This window comes from Myxococcus sp. AB025B, assembly GCF_006518215.1.
Taxonomy (GTDB): Bacteria; Myxococcota; Myxococcia; order Myxococcales; family Myxococcaceae; genus Myxococcus; species Myxococcus fulvus.
Genome location: NZ_SRLW01000491.1, coordinates 1 through 4,501, shown reverse-complemented (window position 1 = coordinate 4,501; position 4,501 = coordinate 1). Strand labels below are relative to the sequence as shown.

Below are 4,501 nucleotides of genomic sequence, written 5' to 3'. Positions count from 1 at the left end.
CCGCCAACGCACCCCGCACGTCCAACGCCGGCACCACCTTCCCCTCCACGTCCTTCCACACCCCGACCTTCTCCAACCACGCCTTCGCGTACACCCCCGCGGGCACGATGGCCGGGTCCGCCAGCACCAGCCGCTTCAGCCCCTTCAGGTCCTCCGCCCCGCCCGGCGCCACCTTCGCGCCCACCGGCACCACCACCACCAGCCGGTTCGACAGCAGCTCCACCCGCGTGCCGCGCCGCACCAGGCCCGCCGCCTGCACGGCCTCCATCCGAGCCACGTCCGCCGACAGGAACGCATCCGCCGGCGCGCCCGCCATCGCCTGGCGGGCCAGGTCCCCCGACGAGCCCAGCGCCAACACCACCGTGTGGCCCGTGGCCTTCGTGAAGGCCGGCCGCAGCTCCTCGAGCACGTCCGTGGTGCTGGCCGCCGCGAAGACGAGCCCCTCCTCCGCTCGCGCCAACACGGACACGAGGAACAGGCACGTCACGTACAGCCGAAACATGGTACGCACTCCTGCACGCTCCTCTCACCACCGTCGGCGAAGGAGCGCATTGTCCGCACGGCAGCCCACGCCGTGACAACGGGTTGACCCGTGGGGCCATGCCCGCTAAGCCATACTCCGTGTCCCGGAATATCCATTCTAAAGAGGATGAGGACCTGTCGGCGGACGTGCTGAGGCTCCAGCACCTGCTGCTCGCCATGGGCCGGCGCCGTTCGCTCCGCGACCCCATCGCCGCCACGTGCGAGCAGCTCCAGTTCACCGCGCCCCAGGTCCATGCGCTGCTGTGGCTCGGCCAGGACGGCGCGCTCACGATGGGTGAGCTCGCCCGCCGGCTGGGGGTCACCGAGAAGACCGTCACGGGGCTCGTCGACCGGCTGGAGCGCGAGGGACACCTGGTGCGCGAGCGCACCGCCGAGGACCGCCGCGTCGTGCGTTGTCGGCTCACCACCGATGGCCTGCAGACCTACCAGCGGCTCGAGCGCTTCGTGATGCAGGGCATGGGGCAGCTGCTCCACATCCTCGACGCGGGCGACCGCAAGGCGCTCTTCCGCATCCTGGAGAAGCTCCTGCGCCGCATGGACACGCTGGGTGCGGCCGCGGCCACGCCCTCTCGCGAGCGCTCGGCCTGATGTCCCCCGAGCGGGCAAGCAACACCCGCTCTTGCGTGCCGCCAGCAGCGAGGCGCCCCAACTCACTCCCGTGACGTCGCGTGGGCCCGAGGGAGGAACGTGATGAAGGGATGCAGAAGCACGGGAGTCCTGGCCCTGGCCCTGGTCCTGATGCTGTCGGCCTGCCGACGCGGTCAGGAGGGGGCGCCCGCTCCTCCGCCTGCCTCCACCGGGTCCCCGAGCGCTGAGTCCGCGCCCGCGAAGCCGCTCATGCCGCCGGACATGAACGCGGCGCTCGCGTCCATCGCGCCGCTGGTCGCGTCGGTGCAGCCCGCGGTCGTCAAGGTGGAGGTGCGGGATGCGGCGCCCGCCCGTCGCTCGCGTGCGGGCTCGCCGTGGGGTGACGAGGGACGGGGTGGGACGTTCGGTGGCGCGCTCCCGTTCGGCTCACCCTTCGAGGACCCACGTGAAGAGGGGCCACGCCAGGGGCTCGGCTCCGGCTTCGTGGTGGACGCGCGTGGGCTGGTGCTCACCAACAACCACGTGGTGCAGGGCGCCAGGTCCATCCAGGTGCACTTCTCCGACGGGCGACAGCAGGACGCGAAGGTCGTGGGCACGGACCCGCTCACGGACGTGGCGGTGCTCCAGCTCCAGGGGAAGGTGGAGAAGCTGCCCATGGTGAAGCTGGGCGACTCGGACGCGCTGCGCGTGGGTGACTGGGTGGTGGCCATCGGCAATCCCTTCGGCCTGGACTCGAGCGTCAGCCTGGGCATCGTCTCCGCCAAGGCGCGTGACATCCAGGCGGGCCCCTTCGACGACTTCCTCCAGACGGACGCCGCCATCAACCCGGGCAACTCCGGCGGGCCGCTGTTCAACCTCCAGGGCGAGGTGGTGGGCATCAACACCGCCATCGCGGGCCAGGGCTCCGGCATCGGCTTCGCCGTGCCCAGCACGCTGGTGAAGCAGCTGCTGCCCCAGTTGGAGAAGGAGGGCACCGTCACCCGGGGATGGCTGGGCGTGGCGGTTCAGGACGTGACGCCGGATTTGGGCGCCGCGCTGGGGGTGCCGGTGCGCGATGGCGCGCTCGTCACCGATGTGACCCAGGGCACTCCGGCGGCCGAGGCGGGGCTGCGTCCGGATGACCTCATCGTCGAGGCGGGAGGGCGGCCCATCGCCTCGGGACGCGCGCTCACGCGCACCGTGGCGTTGAAGGCGCCGGGCAGCACGCTGCCGCTCACCGTGTATCGCGAGGGGAAGAAGACCGAGGTGGACGTGACGCTGGGCACGCGTCCGGACCTGGAGGGCGTGGCCGCGCGACGTCCCGCCGAGGAGCCCGAGGCACCGGCGCATCAGCGCGTGGGGCTCACGCTGTCGGACATGGACCCGAGGCTGGCGCGAGCGCAGGAGCTACCTCGCGCGGGCGCGCTGGTGACGGACGTCGTCCCGGGCTCCAGCGCCGAGCGAGCGGGCCTGGTGCCCGGCATGGTGGTGGTGGAGGCGTCGGGTCGACCCGTGCGCCGCGCCTCGGACCTGGCTCAAGTGCTGCGCGAGGCCGAGCCGGGCGAGTCCATGCTGCTGCGCGTGGCGATGCCTGGAGGCGACCGCGTGCTGCGCGCGCTCAAGGCGCCGGAGTCGTGACGTCCGCGGGTGCTCGCGCGAGCAGCAAGCGCGGGTGCAGCAGCAGCGCGATGGCCTCGCGCATCGTCCAGTAGCAACGGTCCAACCAACTGAGGTTGCGCTCCGTCCGGAGCGCGGGGCTGGTGAGCACCTCGAAGCCGTTGAGCCGGAAGTACTGCCGCGCGCGCAGCAGGTGATACGGGTCCGACACCACCACCACGCGCCTCGCGCCCAGCTCTCGCAACAGGACCGACGTCAGGCGCGCGTTGTCGTCGGTGGAGTGACTCTCCTCCTCCAGCACACACGCCTCCGGCGGCACGCCCAGTCGCGTCGCCAGCGCCAGCATCGCGCGCGCCTCTGAGGGAGGATGCACGCCCACGCCTCCGGAGAACACGAGCCTCGACGCCACGCCGCGCTGGTACAGCGCCACGGCCTGCTCCGTGCGTGCTCGCAGCGCACCGGAGGGGACACCGCCCGCCAGCACTCGAGCACCCAGCACCACCACCACATCCGCGGACTCGGTGCGCTCGCGCTGACCGAAGCGGTCCACCCAGAGCGCGAGACCGAACACGCCACACGTCGCCACGCCGACGGACACGACGAAGAGTCGGCGGAGACGACCAGGGCGGGAGCGCAGCGAAGCGGGAGGCACGCGCCCCACACTATCCGCGGGACGACGCGTTTACCTCAGGGCTCGAAGCCACCGAGGAACAACTCCCACGCGCCCGCCAGCCGACCCGTGCCCAGGTCCACCGGCCCCAACTGCGTTCCCAACACCGCGCCTGACCCCTTCGTCGACAGCGACACGAAGTCCCTCACCGCGTCCGCGTCACCGAGCGCCTCCCGGGGAAAGCCTCGCGCCCACTGCACCACCCCATCCACGCGGTCCAGCTTCACCAGGAACAGGTTCATGCGGCTCTCCGCCACCCCCGCCATGGGGCCCGTGCCCAGGTCATCGCCCTCCTCGTATCGGCCGACGACGAGCGCCCCCTCCTGCTCGTCCAACGCGAGCCCCGTACCCATGAAACCGACGTCACGCAGCCAGCGAGGCGCACCCTCCGGGTCGAACGCCGCCACGAAACCCCTGCCACCTCCAGGCTCCACCGCGCAGGTCCGCTCCAGGAACGTGAGCGGCGCGGTGAAGCCTCCCGTCACCAGCACCCGTTGCCCCCGCACCGCCACTCCCGTGGCCCGGCCCGAGCGCGTGTCGAGCCGACGCTCCCACCGCGCCCGACCTCGCGCATCCAGCTTCACCAGGAACGGCTGCGAGTCCAGGGCCCCGCGCACACGCGAAGCCTGGAGCGCCCCCGCGACGTAGACCTGCCCCTCCGCGTCCACCGCCGCTGACACCGCCTCGCCCTGGCCTTCGTGCGCATACGTCCAGAGCAGCGCGCCCTTCGCGTCCAGCTTCACCGCGGCGGGAACCCGGCCCCGCTTCGCATCAAACACAGAGCCCACCAGCACCAGGTTGCCCAACCCATCCACGTCCGCATGCCGAGGAACCAGCGTGTCCGGCACCCCGAGCGACTCCAGGCTCCGCGCCCGGATGAAGCCTCCGTCACGCCCCAGCTCCAGCAGGAACCGGCCCGCCGGCAACGGCCCGCTCCCCAGGTCCGCCCCCGCCACGTTGCGCCCCACCACGAAGACTCGCCCGCGAGCGCTCACCGCGAGCACCTCCGCGAACCCCGGCAACGACAGCGACCACTGACGCTCGCCGCCCGTGCCGTAGCGCGCCACCGCGAAGGTCTCCGGTGTCACCGGCCCCGTGCGAGGG

At 72.2% G+C, this 4,501-nt stretch carries 4 protein-coding genes and 1 pseudogene; 2 read left to right on the top strand and 3 right to left on the bottom strand.

The window, feature by feature from the left end:
* The coding region (modA, locus tag FL311_RS41420; protein ID WP_228557432.1) for a molybdate ABC transporter substrate-binding protein at window positions 1-502 on the bottom strand (502 nt) is incomplete at its 3' end.
* A gap of 119 nt (window positions 503-621) precedes the next feature.
* Between modA and FL311_RS41415 the strand changes: the two genes are divergently transcribed.
* Together FL311_RS41415 and FL311_RS41410 are read left to right on the top strand one after the other, a co-directional pair.
* On the top strand, window positions 622-1,131 hold the full coding sequence (locus FL311_RS41415) for a MarR family winged helix-turn-helix transcriptional regulator (RefSeq protein ID WP_141333126.1): 510 nt from the start codon (window positions 622-624) through the stop codon (window positions 1,129-1,131).
* Window positions 1,132-1,233: 102 nt separating this feature from the next.
* The gene (locus tag FL311_RS41410) at window positions 1,234-2,748 is read left to right on the top strand and encodes a trypsin-like peptidase domain-containing protein (protein ID WP_141333125.1); all 1,515 of its coding nucleotides are present in this window, start codon (window positions 1,234-1,236) and stop codon (window positions 2,746-2,748) included.
* On the opposite strand, the gene FL311_RS41405 is transcribed toward FL311_RS41410, so the two are convergent.
* Window positions 2,729-3,379, bottom strand: coding sequence for a YdcF family protein (locus FL311_RS41405; protein WP_141333124.1), 651 nt, complete (start codon window positions 3,377-3,379; stop codon window positions 2,729-2,731). The two genes, FL311_RS41410 and FL311_RS41405, sit on opposite strands and share 20 nt — an antisense overlap.
* A gap of 35 nt (window positions 3,380-3,414) precedes the next feature.
* Window positions 3,415-4,501 (bottom strand): annotated as a pseudogene (locus FL311_RS44585) (hypothetical protein); the annotation flags it as partial.